We start from the raw sequence: 19,032 nt of genomic DNA, 5'->3' as shown, positions 1-19,032 counted from the left end.
TCCCCATGCCTCTCACCCAGCACGACATCGACGCGGAGATCGCGGCCGAGCACGCCGCGTACGAGAAGCGGGTCGCCGACGGCGCGCCCGTCGAGCACCACCCGCGCCGCGACTACGCCCCGTACCGCTCCTCGGTGCTGCGCCACCCGAAGCAGCCGCCGATCGCCATCGACGTCCGCCAGGACCCGGAACTGGTGGAGCTGTCCTCCCCGGCCTTCGGAGAGCGGGACCTCACCGGGATCGACAACGACCTGACCCGGCAGCACAACGGCGAGCCCATCGGCGAGCGCATCACCGTCTCCGGCCGGCTCCTCGACCGCGACGGCAGGCCCGTGCGCGGCCAGCTCGTGGAGATCTGGCAGGCCAACTCGGCGGGACGGTACGCGCACCAGCGCGAGCAGCACGACGCGCCGCTGGACCCGAACTTCACCGGGGTGGGCCGCACCCTCTCCGACGACGACGGCCGCTACCGCTTCACCACCGTGCAGCCCGGACCCTACCCGTGGCGCAACCACGTCAACGCCTGGCGTCCGGCGCACATCCACTTCTCGGTCTTCGGGTCGGCGTTCACCCAGCGGCTCGTGACGCAGATGTACTTCCCCAACGACCCGCTGTTCCCGTACGACCCGATCCTCCAGTCCGTGACCGACGACGCCGCCCGGCAGCGGCTGATCGCGACGTACGACCACGACCTGTCCGTGCCCGAGTTCTCGCTCGGCTACCACTGGGACATCGTGCTCGACGGCCCGAACGCCACCTGGATCGAAGAAGGACGCTGACCCCCATGACGAAGATCGACACCAGCGAGCCGGGGCAGGTCCTGCCCACTCCGTCGCACACCGTCGGCCCGTTCTACGGGTACGCGCTGCCCTTCCCCGGCGGCGAGGACATCGCACCGGCCGGTCATCCGGACACGATCACCGTGCACGGGTACGTGTACGACGGGGAGGGCGCCCCGCTGCCGGACGCGCTCGTGGAGCTGTGGGGTCCGGACACCGAGGGAAGGACGCCGACCGCGGACGGCTCCATGCGACGCGACCCCGCCTCCGGCGGCTTCCTGGGCCGCAACGGGGTGGAGTTCACCGGTTTCGGCCGGATCCAGACCGACGCGAACGGCCACTGGTACGCGCGGACACTGCGGCCCGGGGCCCGCGGGCGGAGCGCGCCGTGCGTCAGCGTGTGCGTCTTCGCGCGCGGACTCCTCGTGCACCTGTACACCCGGATCTACCTGCCGGACGACCAGGCGCTGCTCGCCGCCGACCCGCTGCTGGCCCGGGTGCCGGCGGAGCGCCGCGACACGCTGGTCGCGGCGGACGAGGGCCGTGGGACGTACCGTTTCGACATCCGCCTTCAGGGCGAGGGCGAGACGGTCTTCCTGGAGTTCCAGTGACATCACCCGCGGATCCCGGCGACGCCGACACGAGCCTTCTCGCCCCCGGCCGGGCGGGCTCGCCGACCGGGCCGGCGACCGGCGACCGCGCGTATCTGCGTGCCCTGCTGGACGCCGAGGCGGCCCTGACCCGCGCCCAGGCCGCCCTGGGACTGGCGCCCGCCGGGGCGGCGGCCGCGGTGACGGAGGCCGCCGGTGATCCGGCCCGGTTCGACGTGCGGTCCCTGGCGGAACGCGCCCGCAGCGGCGGAAACCCGGTCATCCCCCTGGTGGCCGACCTGACCGGGGCGGTCGGCGAGGAGTACGGGCCGTACGTCCACCGGGGTGCGACCAGCCAGGACATCATGGACACGGCGACGATGCTGGTCGCCGCCCGCACCCTGGACCTGCTGCTCCCCGACCTCACGCGCACGGAACGCGCGCTGGCCCTGCTGGCCGCCGAGCACCGGGACACGGCGATGCCGGGCCGGACGCTCACCCAGCACGCCGTACCGACGACCTTCGGGCTGAAGGCGGCCGGATGGCGCGCGCTGGTCCTGGACGCGCGGGACCGCGTCGCCGCCGTACGCGACACCCTGCCCGCGCAGCTCGGCGGCGCGGCGGGCACCCTGGCCGCCTTCGGGGCGTACGGCGTGCCGGACCCGATGGCGCTCCCTGCCGCGTACGCCCACGAACTGGGCCTGCGGGCGCCGCTGTTGCCGTGGCACACGCTGCGCACCCCGGTCGCCGACCTGGCCGGGGCCGTCACCTTCGCCGCGGGGGCGCTCGGGAAGATCGCCGCCGACGTGCTGACGCTCTCCCGCACCGAGATCGGCGAGGTCGCCGAGGGCGGGGGCGGCGGCTCCTCGGCGATGCCGCACAAGGCCAACCCCGTACGGTCCACGCTGATCGCGGCGGCGGCCCGGCGCGCGCCGCAGCTCGCGGCGGTGCTGTACGGCTCGCTGACCGCCGAGGACGAGCGTCCGGCGGGCGCCTGGCACGCCGAGTGGGAGCCGCTGCGCGACCTGCTGCGGCTGACCGGCGGCGCGGCCCGGGACGCCGCCGAGCTGGCCGAGGGGCTCCGGGTGCGGCCGGACGTGATGCGCGCGCACCTCGGCCTCACCCACGGGCTGATCGTGTCCGAGCGGCTCGCCGCCGAACTGACGCCGGTGCTCGGCCGGTCCCGCGCCAGGGCGCTGCTCACCGAACTGGCGGCGCGCACGTACACCGAGGACCGGACCCTGGATGAACTGCTCGCCGAGGTACCGGAGTTGCGGGCCATGGACCTCGAAGCCCTCACCGACCCCGTCCGTTACACCGGCTCCGCGGGAGCCCTGACCGACCGTGCTCTGGAGCGACGTTGACCATGCTCGACCACCTGGCCGAAGGCCCTGCCTCCGCGCCCCCGCTGCTGCTCGGGCCCTCGCTGGGCACCTCGTACGCCCTGTGGGACGCGGTGGCACCCGAGCTGTCCGCGGGGCACCGGGTGATCCGCTGGGACCTGCCCGGGCACGGCGGTTCGGCGGCCGACCTCATCGGACCGGGCGCCACCGTCGGTGACCTCGCCGGGCTGGTGCTGGCCCTCGCCGACTCGCTCGGCGTGGAGCGGTTCGCCTACGCCGGGGTGTCGCTGGGCGGGGCGGTGGGCCTGCACCTGGCCGTGCACCATCCGGATCGGGTGTCGTCGCTGGCGGTCGTCTGCTCGTCGGCGCACTTCAACGGCGCGAAGCCGTGGGAGGAGCGGGCCGCGCAGGTGCGCGCGGAGGGGCTGGTGCGGCTGGCGGACGGCGCGGAGGCCCGGTGGTTCACCCCCGGGTTCACCGTGCCGCGGCTGGTCCGCGACCACCGGGACGCCGACCCCGGCGCCTATGCCGCCTGCTGCGACGCGCTGGCCGCCTTCGACCTGCGGGACCGGCTCGGCGACATCACCGCGCCGACGCTGCTGATCGCCGGGCGCGAGGATCCGGCCACGCCGCCCGCGCATCTGCGGGAGATCGCCGACGCGGTGCCGGGCGCGACGCTCACGGAGATCCCCGGCGCCTCGCACCTGGCGCCGGCCGAGCGTCCGGAGGCGGTGCTGGCCGCCCTGCGGGCGCATCTCGGCGGCGACGCCCGGCGGGGCATGGCGGTACGGCGCGAGGTGCTGGGCGACGCCCACGTGGACCGGGCGCAGGCCCGCCAGTCCCCGTTCACCGCCCGCTTCCAGGACTTCATCTCGCGCTACGCGTGGGGTGAGATCTGGACCGACGAGACGCTGTCCCGGCGCGAGCGCAGCCTGGTCACGCTGACCGCGCTGGTCGCGCACGGCCACTACGAGGAGCTGGCCCTGCACGTGCGGGCGGCCAGGCGCAACGGGCTGACGCCGGACGAGATCGGTGCGGTGCTGCTCCAGACGGCGGTGTACTGCGGGGTGCCGGCGGCGAACTCGGCGTTCGCGACGGCCCAGCGGGTGCTGGCCGAGGAGGACGGCACCCCGGGGTGAGGTCCCCCGGTGGGGCGGACCGTCAGCCCGCGTGCACCACCGCCAGCGCCTCGCGGGCCCGGGCCACCAGCCCGTCGGCGCCGCACGAGTCCGCCAGCGCCAGGCCCCGGTTCAGCTCGGCCGCCGATCGGGCCGCGATGCCGTACTCCACGCGGGCGGCGGCGTGTTCGTACTGGCAGGGCGAGGCCTCCAGGTAGGTGACGGCCTGGGCGGCGAGCCGGACCGCGCGCTGGCCGGTCTCCAGCGCGGCGGCGCAGCGCAGGGCCTCTCCTATGGCGGTGTCGGTGCCGAAGCGCTCCGCCTGGCGGCGGGCGTCACTGGCCAGCCGGGCAGCGCGGCCGGGGTCCTCGGTGGCGAGGGCGCGGGCCAGTTCGGTCGCCCAGGGCACCACCACGGGGTTGTGCCGGCCGCGGACGGCGGCGGCCTTCTCGGCGGCTTCCAGCTCGTTGACGCCCTCCTCGGTGCGGCCGGTCGCCAGCAGCAGCCGGCCGCGCACGGAGCGGGGGTCGGGGAGCACGATCGTCGACGGGTAGGGCGGGGCGAAGCCGTACTGGTCGGCGAGGGTGCGGGCCTCGGCGACATGGCCGCGGGCGAGCAGGGTGTCGATCAGGTTGCAGATCGCCGACCAGTACAACGGCAGTCCGCGGCCGACGCGTTCGGCGATGCGCAGGGATTCGCGCAGCGACGCCTCGGCCTCCTTGAGGCGTCCTCGCCTGCGGTGGCCGAGGCCGACGTAGGCGTGCGCGAGGGAGAGGTGGCCGCCGCTCCAGCCCGCCGTCTCGTAGGCGCGAAGGGCCTCGGTGAACAGTGCCTCGGCGCGGTCGAGCCGGTCGGCGTAGGCGTAGGAGCTGGCCAGCATCATGGGCAGTTCCAGGCCCCACTCGGTGTCGGTCCAGCCGAGCCCGGGTGCGAGGCGTCCGTTGACCAGGGCCCGGTCGCAGAGTTCGACGACCTCCTCGGCGCTCTCGCCGTGTGTCATGGCGTCGAAGCCGCGCAGGATGAGCAGGGCGCGTTCGGCGTTGTCGCGGCCGGTGCAGGTGGCGGCGAGTTCGGCCAGGCGGGCGGAGCGGCGGGGCGAGGACGTCTCGCCCGCGTGGATGCCCTCCCACATGTACTGGGCGGCCTGGAGCCGCAGCCGCGCGGACGGGTCCGGGTTGCGGGCGGCCTCCGCCTCGACGGTGCGGACGGCCTCCTCCAGCTGGTCGTTGTGGAGCAGGGCCTGCGAGAGCCGGAAGACGGCGTCGACGCGCTGCTCGCCGTCGAGTCCCGGCATGGCGAGCGCGGTGCGCAGGTGTCCGATGGTGGTGGCGGGCGCGGTGAGGAGGGTGGCGCAGCCCAGCTCGAAGAGCACGCGTGCGTGGGTGGCGGGCAACGGCGGTTCCCGCAGGGCGCGTTCCAGGCAGCGGCGGGCCGCGTCCGGGGCGCCGACGGCCAGGTGTTCCCGGGCGGCTTCGCGCAGTTGCTCGACGACTTCCTGATCGTCGTCGGGATAGACCTGGAGCAGGTGGCGGGAGGCGGCCGCGGCGCCGAGGCCGGAGTCGGTGACCAGTTGGGCCGCTATGCCGTGCATCGCCGTGCGCAGCGCGTCGGGGATGGAGTTGTAGACGGCGGTGGCGATCAGTGGATGGACGAACTCCAGGTCGCCGTCGCCCGGTTGACCGGGGACGGGGCCGGTCGCGGCGAGGATGCGGGCGTCGGACAGCAGCTCGGCGCAGCGGGCGGCGTCGGCGCGGTCGAGGGTGGCGAGGCGGGCCACCATGTCGACGGTGATGCCACCGCCGAGGATGGCCGCGGCCCAGGCGAACCGGGTGGAGTCGACGCCGAGTTGTTCCAGCCGGGCGACGAGTCCGCCGCCCCGCGCGGAGCGGTTCAGGGCGCGCAACTCGGCGGCCTCCGCCTCGACCGGTTGCAGCTCGCTGTCCTGGACCTTGGCGAGGAGTTCGACGGTCTCGTAGGGGTTGCCGCCGGTGACGGCCCACACCTCGCGGCAGAACGCGGCGTCGGCGTGGGCTCCCAGCGTGGCGCGGGTCAGTCCGGCCGTCGCGTCGGGGGTGAGGGCGTTCAGCGGGGTGAGGGGCCGGCCCACCGCGGCGGCCTCGTCGAGGTGGCGGGCGCTGTCGCCGCTCACGTCGCCGGGGCGGCGGGCGAGGACGATCAGCACCGAGGTCTCGTCGAGCCGGCCGGCGAGCGCGGCGAGCCAGCGCAGGGTCTCCTGGTCGGCCCAGTGGGCGTCGTCGATGAGCAGCACCAGCGGCCACTCCCGGCGGGCGAGGCGGCGCACGGCGGCGACGAGGCCGTCGCACACGCCCTGCGGGTCGGCCTGCCGCTCGCCGGGGTCCACTATGCCGAGGGCGGGGCCCGCGATGTCGTACCAGTCGCCGAGGTACTCGCGGGCCTCCTCGGGCAGCATCGACACCAGCGCGGGCTGGAGGAGTTGGCGTACGACGTTGAAGGGGACGGACCTGAGGGTCTCGCCGCCGCGTGCCGACCAGACGGTGCAGCCGAGCGCCTCGGCGATGCGGCGGGTCTCGGCGAGCAGCGCGCTCTTGCCCACTCCGGCCTCGCCGCGCGCCTCCAGCAGCAGGCCGGAGGACGAGCGGTCGGCATGGAGGGCGTGGACCGCCGCTGTGATGGTGGCGACTTCCTCGTCGCGCTCCCAGAGGGAGGCCGAGGCGGCGACCGCCCGCCGTACCTCCGTCATCCCGCTACCTCCCCAAGTCGCCCGAATGACGTACGAGCACTGAGCCTAGCCCTCCGGCCGGGCACGTGGTGCATGGTCCGGCGAGCAGTTGCCGTGACGGGTGACTTGGGGTAAAGCCCGGTCGACGCGCCGGGCCCGTCATCTGCGGTGGCACCTGGCGGGCGGCGTCAACTCGTCGCTGCCGCGGGGCGGTGGCGGGTCGGCGGCGGGCGTCGTCGCGGGGCCTCTCATCCGGCTTTCACCGACGCCTCATACGGTGGGTACATGACGCAGGTGACTCCTCCCGGGTGGTACCCGGACCCCGGACAGAAGCAGGACGGTCCCGCCACCGAACGCTGGTGGGACGGCAAGGCGTGGACGGACCAGGTCCGCCCCGTCGGGCAGGACGCCGCGTGGGCCCCTCCCGCGCAGCAGCCGGCGCCGGGCGCGGCACCGGGACCGTACCCCGTGCACCAGGGTTATCCGGGCATGCCCGTGCAGCCGCCCTCCGCGCGGCGGCGCCGGCTGACCACCGGCATAGCCGTCGCGGCGGCGGTGGCGGTGCTGGCCGGCATCGGTGTCGGTGTGTACGCGCTGGCCGGTGACGGCTCGGACGGCGACAGCGCGGGATCCTCGCAGCAGGACCGGCGCGGCCCCGGCGGCGAGGACGCCCCCTTCGGCGACCCGCGCGGGGGTGACGGCGGGGGCGGCGAGTCGCCCGCGCCGGACTCGCCGGGCGAGTCGGAGCCGCCGACGATCGACAGCGGGTCGGTGCCGGACCGGCTGAGCGGGATCACCCTGCCCATCCCGGACGGCTGGTCCGGGCAGCAGTTGGAGGTCGGCGCGTCGGTGACGTCCGACGACAGCTACAAGTGCCCCGGCGACTCCTCCGCGACCTGCACCAAGGGCGGCGCCTACTCGGCCCCGGCGATGGTGCTGCGCACCAAGGGCGACACCGCGGAGGAGGTCGCGAAGGCCGACATCGAGGCGAACGCCGAGGAATCCTACGGCGGCAAGTCCTACGGCGGGATCACCTCGCACAAGGAACTGGCGTCCGAGGCGGTCACGGTCGCCGGGCAGAAGGGCTACCTGGTCCGCTGGCAGGCGGTCACGGCCAAGGGCGCCGACGGGTACGTCCAGTCGCTCGCCTTCCCCTCGCCGGCCGATCCCGAGCGTCTCGTCGTCGTCCGCTTCGGTGTCGACGTCGGGGAGAAGCAGGCGGTACTCGACGAGATCACCAAGGGCATCGAGGCGGGCGCCGCGGGGGGCGGCAACGGGCAGGACGTCTGACCGGACCCGGCCCCGCACGTCGATCGGCCGGGCGGGGCGCCCCTCCGCTCAGAGGGCGCCCCGGCCCGGCCGGGGGTGCGCGCCGCCCCCGTCCCCACGGTGCGGCGCGGGCAGACCACCGTCCAGTCATCCCACGGACGGCGGCCTGGGTCTCAGGGGAGGCCGAGCGCCGGGAGCACGACGGCCTCCACGAACCGGACGAGGTACTCCGCGTCGGCGTACTCGCCCTCGACGACGGGCCGCATCCTCAGCACGCCGAACATCTGCGCCGGCACGTACTCCAGGGCCGGATGGTCCGCGTCGACCTCGCCGCGCTCGACCCCGCGCCGCAGGATCTCCCGGAGCGCGGCGATCTCCGGTTCCACCAGCGCCTCGCGCAGCGCGCGCTGGAGCTCCGGGTCCTGCATGACCGCGTGCCCGAGCGCCTGGAGCAGGGTGTCCTTGCCGGACCACTCCCCCGCGATGCGGGCCGCCTGGCGCAGGTCCTCGGCGAGCGATCCGCTGTCGATGCCGGCGAAGCGCACCCGCCGGTGGGAGCGCAGTGCGGCGGCCACGAACTGGGGCTTGGTCTTCCACTGCCGGTAGAGCGTGGACTTGCTGCACCTGGTGCTGGCGGCGATGCCCTCCATGGTGACGGCGTCGTACCCGCAGGCCCGGATCTGTTCGAGCACGGCGTCGAAGAACTCCTGCTCACGCTCGGGCGTGATCTTGGAGCGGCGCGAGGTGCCGACCGGTTCCGGTCGGTCCGCGGCCTGCGACGTCATGGTCCCTGCTCCTCGTCCGGTGCGTCTCGAGTCTGCCTCGAGCGTCTATCGATACGCCAGTGTACCGGTACCCGAGCGTATCGGTACACTGTCGTATCGGAACGAGGTCGTATCGATGAGAGGCCGGGGGATGAAAGCCCGCAGCGAGCCCGCCAGAGCGGAGCCCCCACAGGCGGGGCCGGGCACGCCCGCGCGCCCGCCGCTCGTCCGCGAGCTGCTGCTCGTGGCCGGGCTCTTCCTCGTGTACAAGTTCGGCCGGCAGCTGGCGACGGGGCACACCGCGGAGGCCTTCCGCAACGCCCGACGGGTGTGGGACGGGGAGCGGGCGCTGCGACTGCCCGACGAGGGCTCGGTGCAGTCCCTGCTCCTGCACGGCGACGCGCTGGTCCACTCGGCGAACACCTACTACGCCGCCGTGCACTTCCCGGCCACCGTGGTCTTCCTGGTCTGGCTCTACCTGCGACGGCCCGCGCACTACGTGTGGGCGCGCCGGGTGCTGGCCGCCGTGACCGGCGCGGCGCTGGTGCTGCACCTGCTGTTCCCGCTCGCGCCGCCGCGCATGCTGGGCGCCGCCGGGATGGTCGACACGGCCCGGGTGTACGGCCCCTCGGTGTACGGGCCGCCCGCCACGGACGGGTTGTCGAACCAGTTCGCGGCGATGCCGTCGCTGCACTTCGGCTGGGCGCTGATGGTGTCGGTCGGCCTGGTCGTCGCGACCCGGTCCCGGCTGCGGTGGCTGTGGCTGCTGCATCCGCTGCTGACCCTGCTGGTGATCGTGGGCACCGCGAACCACTACTGGCTGGACGCGGTCGCGGCGACGGCGCTGCTCGGTCTGGCGCTCGCGGTGCTGCGCCCGCCGCACCGGCGGCGGTGCGCGCTGCCGTCGCGCCGGGCGCAGCCGCGGCGCCGGGCGGCGGCCGGGCCCGAGCTGGTCGGGGCGGCCCGGTGAACGCCGCTCTCGTCGCCGTCCTGCTGTCCCTGGTCTCCGCGTGCGCCTACGCCGCAGCGGCCGTCGCCCAGGAACGGCTGGCCAACCGCGGCGCCGGGGCGGGGGCGCTCCGGCTGCTGGCGTCCGGTGCCTGGTGGTGGTCGGTCGCGCTCAACGCGTCGGCCGCCCTGCTGCACGTCGTGGCACTGCGGTACGGGCCCCTCACCGTGGTGCAACCGCTGGGGGCGCTCACCCTGGTCGCGGCGGTGCCCCTCGGGGCCCGGCTGGCGGGCCGACGAGTGAGCGCCGTCGAGTGGCGGGGCACCGGGCTGACCCTGCTGGGGCTGGGCGCGCTGCTGCTCACCGCGTCGGGGCCCGCGCCCGACGACTCCCTGAGCGTGGCCGAGGCGCTGGCGGTGTCCGGCGCGACGGCCGCGCTGATCGGCGTGCTGGCCTGGCCCGGCACCCGACCGGGGCTGCGGCACGCGACGGGGTCCGGCATCGCCTCCGGGGTCGCCTCGGCGCTCACCCAGACGGTCACGGTCGCCGTCACGGACCGCTCGGACCCACTGCTCAGCGCGCAGGTCATCGGGGTGGCGGTGCTGGTGGCGGCCTTCGCGGCGGGCGGCCTGCTGCTGTCGCAGACCGCGTACCGGGGCGGCCTGGGCGCCCCCCTCGCCGTGGTGACGCTGGCCAATCCGGTGGCCGCCGCGGTGATCGGACTCTCCCTGCTCGGCGAGCGGCTGCGCGGCGGCCCGGGCGGCATCCTCCTCGCCCTGACCGGCGCGGCGCTGGCCGCCTGGGGCGTGATCCATCTGAGCCGCGCGGCACCCCACCCGCCCGACACCCGTGCCGCGGCCCCCGTACCGGACGCGGCAGCGACACTGGTGCCCCGGCAGCCGGAGCCGGGGCACCTCAGCCGACTCTGAGGCCGGTCGCCGTCAGTCCGTGACGAGGGCCGGGTCGCTCACCCCGGGGCGGCCGTTCTCCACGTGGCCGGAGAAGCGGCGCAGGAACGCCGGGTCGGAGTCGGAGGTGACGGTCAGGTCGTACCAGCGCCCGCTCCGCTCCAGGTCGACGGTGTGGCGCACGGTGGTGCCGGGACGCACGGTGAGGGTCCTGCTCCGGCCGCCGTACGCGTTCTCCACCTTCAGCCGGACCACCGAGGTCCCGCCGTTGGTGAGGGTCAGCCGGACGTCGTCGCCGGTGTGCCGGGCGGTGACCTCGGGTCCCGCGGTCTCGTTGGGGCCCTTGAAGACGCGCAGGAAGCCGTTGGGGCCGTGCACGGTCAGGTCGTACGAGCCCTTGGAGTACGCCGAGTTCCAGGTGTCCGCGACGGACTTGCCGGCCTCGGTGGTGTACGTCCAGGGACCGTCGGTGCGGTTGCCGGAGGTGATGAGGAAGGCGGCACCGGCCGCGGCGCCGGAGGCGAAGGTGAGCGTGAACTTCCCGGCCGCGGCGTCCACGGCGCCGTCCACGTGCGGGGCGTAGCGCAGCGGGCGGGTGGGGCGCCGGCCGCGCTCCTGCCGGGGCATGTCCGGGTCCGCGGGCGGCGTCGGGCGGTAGTCGGGGTGGCGTTCGCGGTCCGGCGGCTCGTAGGCGTCGGTGTCCGGCAGGGCGGCCGGGCGGCTGTCCTTGCGCGAGAAGTCGAAGGCGCTGGTCAGGTCACCGCAGATGGCCCGCCGCCACGGCGAGATCTGGGGTTCGCGCACACCGAAGCGGCGTTCCATGAACCGGATGACCGAGGTGTGGTCGAAGGTCTCGGAGCAGACGTATCCCCCCTTGCTCCAGGGCGAGACGACCAGCATGGGTACGCGCGGGCCCAGCCCGTAGAAGCCCTCGCGGTGACTGGCGCTGCCCGGGAAGACGTCGAGGGAGACGTCGACGGTGGACCGGCCCTGCGCGGCGGACTTCGGCGGCAGCGGCGGCACCAGGTGGTCGAAGAAACCGTCGTTCTCGTCATACGTGATGAACAGCGCGGTCTTCGCCCAGACCGCCGGGTTGGCGGTGAGCGCGTCCAGGACCTGGGAGATGTACCAGGCGCCGTAGTTCGACGGCCAGTTGGAGTGCTCGGAGAACGCCTCGGGGGCGGCGATCCAGGAGATCTTCGGCAGCCGGTCCGCCTTGGCGTCGGCGCGGAGCCGGTCGAAGTACCCCTCGCCGCTCTTCGCGTCCGTGCCGGTGCGCGCCTTGTCGTACAGGGGGTCGCCGGGCTTCGCGTTGCGGTACTTGTTGAAGTAGAGCAGCGAGTTGTCCCCGTAGTTGCCGCGGTAGGCGTCGTCGATCCAGCCCCAGTGGCCGGCCGCGTCCAGGCCGTCGCCGATGTCCTGGTAGATCTTCCAGGAGATCCCGGCCGCCTCCAGCCGCTCGGGGTAGGTGGTCCAGTCGTAGCCCAGTTCGTCGTTGCCGAGGACCGGGCCGCCGCCGGTGCCGTCGTTGCCCGTGTGGCCCGACCACAAGTAGTAGCGGTTGGGGTCGGTGGAGCCGATGAAGGAGCAGTGGTAGGCGTCGCACACGGTGAAGGTGTCGGCGAGCGCGTAGTGGAAGGGGATGTCCTCGCGGGTCAGGTACGCCATGGTGGTGGTGCCCTTGGCCGGCAGCCACCGGTCGTACTTCGCGTCGTGGTAGGCGTCCTGGCCGTCGGACCAGCCGTGCGGGAGCCCTTCGAGGAACTGCATGCCGAGGTCGTCGGCCTCAGGGTGGAACGGCAGCACCTCCTTGCCGTCGCTGCCCGGCTGGTGCCACACCGACCGGCCGCTGCCCAGCGTCACCGGATGCGGGTCGCCGAAGCCGCGGACACCGCGCAGCTTGCCGAAGTAGTGGTCGAAAGAACGGTTCTCCTGCATCAGGACGACGATGTGCTCGACATCCTCGATCGTCCCCGAACGGTGGTTCGCCGGGAGCGCCGCGGCCCGCTCGATGCTCGCGGACAGCGCACTGAACGCGGAAGTGGCGCCCGCGAGTTGGAGGAACCTGCGACGGTTGACGTCTGGCATGGGGGTGGGAGACCTCTCGCCTCGGGGGGGGGCAACCGGCCGGGACGGTGCCGGATGATGACGGATTGCGCGCGAAAGGAGTGTTCCAGGAGCAGCAAACGTCAGGGAAGGGTCCGGTGGCGCTGGTGTGAAAGTCACCGGTACGCGAGGTGTGCCGGGCCGGTCACCCGGGGATGGTCGCGATCATGACAGGCATGCACACGGAAGCACCCCCGGCCCGACGGCCCGTCCGCCAGCTCCTCGCCGCCTCGGTGGGCAACGCCGTGGAGTGGTACGACTGGTACGCGTACACCTTCCTGGCCACCTACATCGCCGACCAGGTCTTTCCCGAGAGCGCGGACAACTCGCTGGTGCCGCTGCTGTCGACGTTCGCGGTGTTCGCCGTGGGCTTCTTCATGCGGCCCGTGGGCGGGCTGCTGATGGGCGCGATCGCCGACCGGCGCGGACGGCGCGCCGCGCTGACGGTCACCATCCTGCTGATGGGCGGCAGCAGCCTGCTGGTCGGCCTGACCCCGACCTACGCGGCGGCCGGTGTGCTGGCCCCGGTGGTGCTGGTGGTCGCACGGCTGCTCCAGGGGCTCTCGGTAGGTGGCGAGTTCGCGGCCTCGACGACCTTCCTGGTGGAGTCGGCGGGGCCGGGGCGGCGCGGCCTGTTCTCCAGCTTCCAGTACGTCTCGACGACGGCCGGGCAGCTCGTCGCCTCCGGTGTCGCGACGGTGCTGGTGAACACGTTGAGCGAGGAGCGGATGAACGGCTGGGGCTGGCGCGTTCCCTTCGTCCTCGGGGCGGTGCTCAGTCTGGTCGGCTTCTGGATCCGGCAGGGCGCGCAGGAGACGCGCAGCGAGGAGCAGCGGCAGGCCCCGCGGCCCGGCCTGTTCGAGGCGCTGCGCCGCCATCCGCGCGAGTCGCTGCTGATCTGCGGCATCACGGCGGGCGGCACCATCGCCTACTACACCTGGACGTCGTACCTGCCGACCTACGCCGAACTCAACACGGGCCTCGCCAAGTCGGACGCGCTGCTCGCGGGCACCATCTCGCTGGCCTTCTTCGCGCTGCTCCAGCCGGTGGGCGGCATGCTCTCCGACCGCTTCGGGCGCCGCCCCCTGCTGCTCTTCTTCGGCCTGGGGTTCGCTCTGCTGAGCGTGCCGCTGCTGCACTCCCTGCGGGACTCCTTCGCCGTCCTGCTGCTGGTGCAGTGCGCCGGGATGATCCTGCTGACCGGCTTCACCTCCATCAGCGCCGCGGTCAACGCCGAGATCTTCCCGCCCCGGGTGCGGGCGGCCGGGATCGGCTTCCCCTACTCGCTCACGGTCGCCCTCTTCGGCGGCACGGCACCCTACGTGGGCACGCTCTTCAAGGACCTGGGCCATTCCGGGCTGTTCCCCTGGTACGTCGCCGTCCTGTGCCTGCTGTCCTCGCTGGTGTACCTGCGGCTGCCGGAGACGGCGCACAAGGAGCTGGAGCGCTGACGCCGGTGGGCGTCAGCGCCCCGCCACGGCCCGCCTCAGCGCCGGCGCCCGCGCGGCCGCGGCACCTCCATGTCCTCCGGCCGCGGGCCCTGCCCGGCCACGACCCGCCGCCACGCCTCGCGGTACACGTCGGCCACGGGCCGGTCGGGGACGACGACGCCCAGGACGGGCGACTCGCCGTCGAGCAGGCCGTACAGCGGCAGCTTCCACCGCTCCAGCGGGAGGTGCGGGTTGGCGAGCCGGGTCCACCCGCCGGGCAGGAACAGCGAGCGTCCGGCCTTGGCGCGGCTGCCCTCCAGTACGAGGTCGGTGGCCGCGAGTTCGGCGCGGGCGGCCCGCAGCCGGGCGGTGCCGCCGCGCCGGGCGCCCCAGCCGGTCCAGCGCGCGGTGTTGCGGTCGGTGGGGTCCGGCATGGCGAGCAGCATCAGGTAGAGGACGGCGGCGTCCTCGCCGATGCCGTGCCGTGCGGCCACCTCGGAGACCAGGCCGGGCACGGAGCGGGCCGGGTCCTGCGGCCACCAGAGGCCGTCCTGGTCGCGCTCGCCGGCCACCGGGTTCCCGGGGTCGGCCAGCAGTTCGGCGAACCGGCCGTCGTGGACCAGACGCAGGGCGGTCCGCTGCGCGTTCGGCCGCTGCCCGGCGAACAGCGCCGCCAGGTGCGGGTCATGGCCGGCCGCGTCCAGCAGGGCCGGACGGACGGCGGGGACGGGGTCGGACTGCGACCGCTCGGTGCCCAGCACGACCGCACCGTAGCGGACGAAATCGTCACCGGTCTCCGTCGGTTCGCCCGCGGCCCGCCGGAACGCCTCCCAGTCGGCCTTGGCGTCCAGGCCGATCAGCAGCCCGGGATGGGCCAGCCGGGCGCGCAGCGCGGCCAGTACGCCGGGCAGGACGGCGCGGACCGGGTCGCCGGACGGGAGCCGGTGGGCGAGCCACGCGGCCATCGCCACCGCACCCTTGAGGACGTGGCCGTCGAAGCCGGGCGTCTGCTCGGCGGACGTCGGGTAGTAGCGGCCGACGGTCCAGGTCAGGTCCTGGGTGAGCCGGGGCTCCGTGGCGAGGTCGACGAAGCCGCGCAGGGCGGCGTCCGGTGCCCAGCCCACTGGCTCCACGGTGCGGGCCGCGTCGTGCACCACCTCCTCGGGAACGGGGGTGCGCCGGCCCAGCCGCTCGTTCCAGATCCCGGCCGCGCGGACGGCGTCGGGGCCGTGGGTCCACAGCCGGGACGGGTCGGTGGGCAGCAGCGCCGCCACGACGGCCTGCCGGGCGCCCGCGTCGAGGGCCCTCAGCTCCTCCTTGGCCACGCGGGCGTCGGCCGACCTCGCCCCGATGGCCTTCAGCGTCGCGGAGGGCACGCCCTGCCGTACGTCGTCGATCAGGGGCAGGCCGGCGACCACCAGCCGGGCCATGGTCGGGGTGACGCCGGTGAGCCGGGCGAACTCCTCGGCGGCGGCCGGGTACCAGGGTGCGGGACCGCGTTCCGCGAGCGTGGCGCGGAAGGCGGCGGCCCAGCCGGGCGCCCGGGCCGGCTCCGGCACGAACGGTTCCTGGGCGACCGGGGTGTACGGCGCGGGTGTCTCGAACCTGCCGGCCGGGTCGTGGTGGAGGGCGCCGTAGTGCCGGCCGGGGATCTCGTGCGCGCCGTACTCCTGGACGAACTGGTACCAGCGGTCGGGGAAGACGAGGAACGCGCCGTCGGCCAGGTCGAGCACGGTGGCCCTGGTGTAGCCCTGCACGGCGTCGGGCCCGGTGAACAGGCCGCCGTCCAGGCACAGGCGGACACGGCGCCAGTGGTCCGGGTCCAGGTCCGTGAGGTGCTGCGCGTCCAGTTCCGCGAGGAACGCCTCCAGTGCCTGCCGGTGTTCCGGCACGGTGACCTCGGTGCCGGCCCGCAGGGCGACGACGGCCGGGAGGTGGGGCAGGGCCAGTGCGTTGAGGCGCTCGAGCGACGGCTGCCTGGGCAGGTCGGGATGGACCCGGCTCTCGGGTGCCGGTTCGGCCTTGCCCCGCGCGGACGGGCCGATCAGGCCCGGCAGTTCGAAGAGGTGGTGGTCGAAGTCGTAGTACCAGCGGCGCTCGCCGTCGGTGAGGCCGACGCCGTTCAACGCGGATGCCAGCAGGAGGTCGCCGACGACGACCGGCTCCTCCCGCGGGGTGTCGCCCGCCACGGCGGCGTCGAGCCGGGCGCGCGCCTCGTCCAGGACGCGCTGCAACTCGGCGGCGTACCGCGTCACTCCGGCGATGCCCGCGCGCAGCGCCTCGTGGCCGACCCGCGGCAGCAGGCCGCGGACCAGGCCGGGCAGCACGTCCCGGTCGTCGGGCTCGCCCCCGGGTGTCTCCGCGACGGCCGCCGCGAGCAGTTCGGCCGCGGTGTCCTCGCCGACCCGGCGCAGTGCCGCGGAGCCCTGCGGGTCGCGGGGCTGGAGCAGGTGCCAGTAGCGCAGGGGCGGCAGCAGGGGGGTACCCGCGCTGAACGGGCCTGCCGTGTGGCCGCGCGTGACCTCGGCGAGGACCTTGCCGTCGCCGTCGAGCAGCCGGATGTCGGTGCCCGACCAGCGCAGCACGGTCACATGCCGGTCGGTGCCGGGGAACACCAGCGCGTGCTCCGGGTCCCTGCCCACGCCGGGCGGTACGACGACCGACCGTCCGGCCAGGTCCTCGCCGCGCCGCGAACCGTCGGGCAGCGTGATCACCCGCCAGCCGAGCAGTCCGTCCACCGGGGCGCACATCGGGCCCGGCGCCGCCGTGGGGGCGGGCAGCAGCCAGGCGGTGCCGAGGCTGCTGCCCTCGGGCGCGGCACGCAGCCCCTCGCCGAACCAGTCCGGCACGGCGCGCTCGCCCACCGCGTCCCGGTAAGGGTCGTACGCGTGCCAGGCGCTGTTGGTCTCGTCGGACCAGTCCCTGATCCACACCCAGTACGAGGTGCCGTCGCCGATCACCAGCCGTCCGGGCGGCACGTGGGTGTCGCCCCGCCGCAGGATGCCCTGGCCGGTGGCCCGGCCGCCCTCCGGGAGCGGGAGGGAGGCGGGCGGCATGCCGTTCGTACCGTCGGTCCCGTCCACCCGGCAGGCGTGGGAGTAGCGGGCGTCGCCGGTCACCGCCGTCGGTGACGAGGGGTCGCCGTCGTGCCAGTAGCCGTGCGAGCTGGACGTGGAAAAGCTGTACCAGGTGACGAGCAGGCCGCCGTCCACGTAGCGGACGTCGGGACGCCAGCGGTCGCCCGTGTCCGGGAGGCGCAGTTCGTGGCTGAGTACCGTGCCCTCCGCGTCGATCACCCGGGCGTGGGTGTCCTTGAGGACGATCAGCTGGGGCCACGCCTCACCCACCTGTGTCTTGCGCACCTCCTCGGGGGATCCGGCGGAACCGACCGCTTCGTCCCAGGCGGGCCAGCCCAGTTCGTCCAGGATGCCGGTGCGCAGGGTGCGCGCGAGGGCCGGGGCCATGCCGGTGGCCAGCGCTTCGCGTACGGCCTGCTCGGCGGTGGCCAGGACCTCGCCCGGCAGCCATCTCAGGGACGTGAGAGGTTCCAGGTAGCCGGTGAATCCCCCCAGTTCGGCCGTGAGGTACCGGCGGCTGACCCCGGCCACCCACTCGGCCAGCATGGGGCGACCACCGGGTGACTCGGCGAGGGTGGTGACGGTGCGCCGGTCCTTGTCCGCCCGCTCGTGGGCGGGACAGCCCGCCCGGAAGGCCGCGCGGAAACGGGGGTCGGCCGCCAGGGCGAGCAGGTCCCTGCGCTCCTCGCGGGCCGCCCAGTCCTTCAGGCCGAGCCCCGGGCGGTCGTCGGGGTCCGCGACGGGTATCCGCAGGGCCAGGAGCTGGTCGAGGAGGTCGACGTCGCCGACCGGAGGCGTCAACATGGCGCCGGAGGAATCGAGTTCGGCGCGGAGTGAATCGGCCATGCGGTCCACGAGCGGATACAGCTCCGCCGGGGCCGGGGACCGGCTGTCGGCGCCGCACAGTGCGAGGAACCTGCGCGCCCACCCGGCCGTGCCGTCGTGGGAACGCTCCTCGGCGGGCCGTGCGGCGTCGCAGAGCCCGGCGGTGGCTCCGGACTTCTCCAGCAGCTCCAGCCACTGGGGCAGATCCTCCTGCTCCCACTCGGCGGGCAGCAGTCCCAGCAGGGTGCCGCGGACGGCGGGCTCCCGCGCGGCCAGTTCCAGCAGCGCGGCCCGGTGGGCCTTCCACCAGCCGGGCGGTGCCTTGACGGTGCCGGGCAGCGACAGCATCTCGCGCAGGTAGGCGATCTCCTCCGCCCGCGCGTTCCCGCCGGCGGCGGCCTTCGCCAGCCGGCGCAGGTCGGCCGCGCCCGGGCTGGACGGCGGCAGTCCGTGCGCCGCGAGCCGCGTGAACAGACCGCGCAGGTGCCGGAACGCCGTCGTGGCCGGCACCCGGGAGGACAGGCCCTTGGCGTAACCGGACAGGACCTTGGTCGGCACGGCGTCGGCCAGGGCGAACTCCAGGAACACCGCGTCGATGCGCGCCTCGTCGAACGGCAGCGCGTGTGCCATCTCGGCCTTGCGCGCGTTGACGAACATCTGGGCGGCGTACGACCGCTCTCCGGCGGCCAGGAACACCCGGCCGGCCTCCTCGTAGAAGGTCGGCAGGAAGTGCGGCACGGAACCGGCGAGGCGCTCGCCGATCGACTCGTACGTGGCGCGTGCCTTCTTGGCGCGGGAGCGCACCGTCCGCGCGACCCTGTTCATCTCCTCGACCAGGGACATGGCCAGATGGCCGTCCGAGGGGTGCCGGACCAGGACCCATTCGGGGAAGCCCATGGCCCGGTGCTGCCCGATGCCGACCTCCACCGGTCCGCCCTCGGGCCTGAGTCCGAGGAACGGGGCGCCGGTGTCCCCGGACGGGTCCTCGGCGATCAGCCGCACGACGGTCCGGCCGTCCAGGCCCGGATGCCGGTAGGCCCGCGTGAACACGGGCACCGCCCGGTCGCCGCCGCCGGTGGTGCCCGGCGGCAGGACGGCGCCGGCCCGGAGCAGCTCCGCCACCTCCTCCGCCGTCGTCCCGCCCTCGGTGGTGCCGTCGCTCATGCTCTCGTG

12 protein-coding genes are annotated in these 19,032 nt (G+C 74.6%); 8 read left to right on the top strand and 4 right to left on the bottom strand.

Annotated elements, in window-relative coordinates; translation table 11 throughout:
• The first annotated feature begins 5 nt into the window (after window positions 1-5).
• The 4 genes from pcaH to pcaDC are packed head-to-tail and all read left to right on the top strand — an operon-like array spanning window position 6 to window position 3,851.
• A complete protein-coding gene (gene pcaH / locus OIE75_RS35280) occupies window positions 6-779 on the top strand; it encodes a protocatechuate 3,4-dioxygenase subunit beta (protein WP_307016266.1) in 774 nt (257 codons plus the stop codon).
• Window positions 780-784: 5 nt separating this feature from the next.
• On the top strand, window positions 785-1,390 hold the full coding sequence (gene pcaG, locus OIE75_RS35275; RefSeq protein ID WP_122620614.1) for a protocatechuate 3,4-dioxygenase subunit alpha: 606 nt from the start codon (window positions 785-787) through the stop codon (window positions 1,388-1,390).
• The gene (gene pcaB / locus OIE75_RS35270; RefSeq protein WP_329473365.1) at window positions 1,387-2,733 is read left to right on the top strand and encodes a 3-carboxy-cis,cis-muconate cycloisomerase; all 1,347 of its coding nucleotides are present in this window, start codon (window positions 1,387-1,389) and stop codon (window positions 2,731-2,733) included. Before pcaG ends, pcaB begins: the two co-directional genes overlap by 4 nt.
• Before the next feature lie 2 nt (window positions 2,734-2,735).
• Window positions 2,736-3,851, top strand: a complete 1,116-nt coding sequence (gene pcaDC, locus OIE75_RS35265) for a bifunctional 3-oxoadipate enol-lactonase/4-carboxymuconolactone decarboxylase PcaDC (protein WP_329474125.1) — start codon at window positions 2,736-2,738, stop codon at window positions 3,849-3,851.
• A 22-nt stretch (window positions 3,852-3,873) separates the two neighbouring features.
• On the opposite strand, the gene OIE75_RS35260 is transcribed toward pcaDC, so the two are convergent.
• A complete protein-coding gene (locus tag OIE75_RS35260) occupies window positions 3,874-6,552 on the bottom strand; it encodes an ATP-binding protein (RefSeq protein ID WP_329473364.1) in 2,679 nt (892 codons plus the stop codon).
• A gap of 264 nt (window positions 6,553-6,816) precedes the next feature.
• On the opposite strand from OIE75_RS35260, the gene OIE75_RS35255 reads away from it, so the two are divergent.
• Window positions 6,817-7,821 (top strand): DUF2510 domain-containing protein, encoded by a 1,005-nt coding sequence (locus tag OIE75_RS35255; RefSeq protein ID WP_329473363.1) that lies wholly within the window; start codon window positions 6,817-6,819, stop codon window positions 7,819-7,821.
• A gap of 152 nt (window positions 7,822-7,973) precedes the next feature.
• Here OIE75_RS35255 and OIE75_RS35250 read toward each other — a convergent pair whose 3' ends face one another.
• The gene (locus OIE75_RS35250) at window positions 7,974-8,585 is read right to left on the bottom strand and encodes a TetR/AcrR family transcriptional regulator (RefSeq protein ID WP_307016257.1); all 612 of its coding nucleotides are present in this window, start codon (window positions 8,583-8,585) and stop codon (window positions 7,974-7,976) included.
• 130 nt (window positions 8,586-8,715) lie between these two features.
• Here OIE75_RS35250 and OIE75_RS35245 point away from each other — a divergent pair, with 130 nt between their 5' ends.
• Window positions 8,716-9,534 carry a phosphatase PAP2 family protein gene (locus OIE75_RS35245; protein ID WP_329473362.1) on the top strand — a complete coding sequence of 273 codons (819 nt, stop codon included), beginning with the start codon at window positions 8,716-8,718 and terminating at the stop codon, window positions 9,532-9,534.
• A complete protein-coding gene (locus tag OIE75_RS35240; protein ID WP_329473361.1) occupies window positions 9,531-10,442 on the top strand; it encodes a hypothetical protein in 912 nt (303 codons plus the stop codon). The genes OIE75_RS35245 and OIE75_RS35240 overlap by 4 nt, the downstream gene beginning before the upstream one ends.
• 12 nt (window positions 10,443-10,454) lie before the next feature.
• Here the strand turns inward: OIE75_RS35240 and OIE75_RS35235 are convergent, their stop codons facing one another.
• A complete protein-coding gene (locus OIE75_RS35235) occupies window positions 10,455-12,509 on the bottom strand; it encodes a phosphocholine-specific phospholipase C (protein WP_329473360.1) in 2,055 nt (684 codons plus the stop codon).
• Window positions 12,510-12,682: 173 nt separating this feature from the next.
• On the opposite strand from OIE75_RS35235, the gene OIE75_RS35230 reads away from it, so the two are divergent.
• A complete protein-coding gene (locus OIE75_RS35230) occupies window positions 12,683-13,978 on the top strand; it encodes an MFS transporter (protein WP_307016249.1) in 1,296 nt (431 codons plus the stop codon).
• A gap of 35 nt (window positions 13,979-14,013) precedes the next feature.
• Here OIE75_RS35230 and OIE75_RS35225 read toward each other — a convergent pair whose 3' ends face one another.
• Window positions 14,014-19,023: a DNA-binding protein gene (locus tag OIE75_RS35225; protein WP_329473359.1), complete on the bottom strand. Its 5,010-nt coding sequence runs from the start codon at window positions 19,021-19,023 to the stop codon at window positions 14,014-14,016.
• Window positions 19,024-19,032: the final 9 nt, after the last annotated feature.

The sequence above is a fragment of the Streptomyces sp. NBC_01723 genome (genome assembly GCF_036246005.1).
GTDB lineage: Bacteria > Actinomycetota > Actinomycetes > Streptomycetales > Streptomycetaceae > Streptomyces.
The sequence above is the reverse complement of the archived record's forward strand: the minus strand, read 5'-3'. Positions and strand labels throughout refer to the sequence as shown.